Genomic DNA, 2,590 nt, shown 5'->3' with positions numbered 1-2,590 from the left:
CCGAGGATTATACCTGAGCTATGACCTCACGCGCCAGTTGAGGTCGGGTTTGATGCGGAAACATTGCGACTTAGAAGGTCGCGCAGTTGATTTTTCTCTTCAATACTCAGTTCGCTTTGACGCGCTTTCCTGAGCAACTGTTCCAGATTTCGCTCGCGTTGGCGGGCTGACAAGCTAGTAATGGTGTCGAAAAACTGTTGTTCAAGGTTATCTCCATCAATCAGCCATTCCTTTTCTGCCAGCGCCTTGAGCAATCGGCCCTGTTCAGTGCCGTGCCATCGCGCGATCAGTTGAAATGAGTTTAGCTTGGGATTCTTCTGTACGGCTTCGAGCAGCGCCACAAGCAACTGGGCATTGGTCTGATTTTCGTCCGCAATGTGCCCGGCGTCTTCGACGCGCTCGGCCAATTGCGGGTGATGAAGCAATGTGCGCAGGGCGGTCAGGGTTGGCGACTCGACGCCAATCGGCGTCCGCGGGCGTTGCTGATCGCGATCGCCGCCACGCTTGCCGTTCTTGTCCCAGGGTTTCTTGTCCCATTTCTTGCCGCCGGCGCCGGGTTTCTTCGGCGTCCATTCCTGCTGCGGCACGTACAAATCCTGTGCCTGCGGCTGATGGTAGTCGCTGTAGTCCGGCATTGCGTCGTAATCGATGCCCGGATCATAGGCGGGCGGTGCTTCCTGCGGCGCGCTTTGAGCGAGCTGGCTGACGGTTTCACTGCTCAGGCCGGTGATTTCGGTCAGGCGCTGACGCATCAGGATGCGCAGGTTGGCGCCCGGCACTTTGTCGATCAGCGGTGCGGCGAGGGTGGCCATGTGGGCCTTGCCTTCGAGCGAGCGCGGGTCGGCTTCTTCGGTCAGTTGCTGGAAGAAATAATCGGCCAGCGGCTGCGCATGCTGATTGATTCGGGCCTTGAACGCATCGGTGCCTTCGGCGCGAACCAGGGTGTCCGGGTCTTCGCCTTCAGGCAGAAACAGGAATCGCGCACGGCGCCCGTCTTGCAGGCATGGAAGTGTTGCCTCCAGCGCGCGCCATGCTGCGTTGCGGCCAGCCTGGTCGCCGTCGAAGCAGAACAATACGTTCGGAACGACGCGGAACAGACGTTTCAAATGTTCTTCGCTGGTCGCGGTGCCCAGCGTCGCGACGGCATTGCGCAAGCCCTGTTGGGCGAGGGCGATGACGTCCATGTAGCCCTCGACGACGATGATTTCGTCGAGGTTTCGGTTGTTCTTGCGCGCTTCGTAGAGGCCGTAAAGTTCCTGGCCTTTATGGAAAACCGGAGTTTCCGGCGAGTTCAGGTACTTCGGCTTGTCATCGCCCAGCACGCGTCCACCGAAGGCGATGATGCGCCCGCGCGTGTCGCGGATCGGGAACATCACGCGATCGCGGAAGCGGTCATAGCGTTTGCCGGTTTCGGCGTTCTCGATCAGCAAGCCGGCGTCGACCATGGCCTTCTGTTGCAAAGTGTCGCTGCTTAAGTGTTTAAACAGGTTGTCCCAGCCGGGTGGCGCAAAGCCGAGGCCGAAATCCCGAGCGATCTCGCCAGTCAGGCCGCGGCCCTTGAGGTAATCCACCGCAGCTTTGCGCGATGGGTGGCTCTTGAGTGCCTGCCGATAAAAGTCGGCGGCGGCAGTGAGCAAAGGGTATAGCGGCGAATCGGTCGGTTGTCGCGGTTTGTGCGCGCGGCCGCTTTCTTCGCGGGGGATTTCCATGCCGGCGGCTTTCGCCAGATCTTCGACTGCCTGGGGGAAGTCCAGGTTGTCGTGGTCCATGAGGAAGCCGAGGGCATTACCGCCAGCGCCGCAACCGAAGCAGTAATAGAACTGCTTGTCGGGGCTGACGCTGAAAGACGGGGTTTTCTCTTTGTGAAACGGGCAGCAGGCGGTGTAGTTTTTGCCTGCTTTTTTTAGCTGCACACGCGAGCTGACCACGTCGACGATGTCGGTGCGGTTCAGGAGGTCGTCAATAAAGCTCTGGGGAATCAGCCCGGCCATCGCGTTCTCGTCGTCTGCGCTGTAATGAGTCCGATGCGAAGGGCGGCCGGACGCGGGTCGTTGTTTGAAGCACGCAAAATGTGCGGCTCGACCGGTGTCGTCTGCGTAATCGCTGTCGGGAAGTGTATCTGCCGAAAATCCACTGACGTTAGTACCAATCAGCCTTCGACTATTTGAAAGTGTTGCGCTGAATCCGCTGGCGGCCGGTTAATGGCCTCGGATAGCTCAATAAAGCGGGCACGCATGCAGGTGCCTTGGGCTGATCGTCGTGAGAGGAATCAGTGGGTGTGCTCGTCAGTAGCCTTTAAAGGCTCGTCAGAAAAGACGTGCACCGCTGGCAAAAGAGCCAGGTCTGACGCGTGAAGCAGATTTGTCTTGGTCGCATGTGCGGCTTTGACGGTGAAGCATCAAGCGTTTTACGCAAATGCCATTAGCCCGGCTGAGAGCCGGGCTTAGGCAAGAAGCTTGCTACGAACGTCTGTGTATTAGTACAGACGAACGGCGCGGCGCTGTTCGCGCTGAACTTTCTTGGCGTGACGCTTAACAGCGGCTGCTGCTTTACGCTTACGCTCAGAAGTTGGCTTCTCGTAAAATTCGCG

The 2,590-nt window shown here is 58.6% G+C and carries 1 protein-coding gene and 1 pseudogene; both read right to left on the bottom strand.

The window, feature by feature from the left end:
• Positions 1 to 26 precede the first annotated feature (26 nt).
• Positions 27 to 1,991, bottom strand: a complete 1,965-nt coding sequence (gene dnaG / locus ACIOVB_RS27355; RefSeq protein WP_401272258.1) for a DNA primase — start codon at positions 1,989 to 1,991, stop codon at positions 27 to 29.
• A gap of 485 nt (positions 1,992 to 2,476) precedes the next feature.
• Positions 2,477 to 2,590, bottom strand: a pseudogene (rpsU, locus tag ACIOVB_RS27350) (30S ribosomal protein S21); the annotation flags it as partial.

The organism is Pseudomonas sp. NPDC087639, from assembly GCF_044743385.1.
GTDB lineage: Bacteria > Pseudomonadota > Gammaproteobacteria > Pseudomonadales > Pseudomonadaceae > Aquipseudomonas.
The sequence above is the reverse complement of the archived record's forward strand: the minus strand, read 5'-3'. Positions and strand labels throughout refer to the sequence as shown.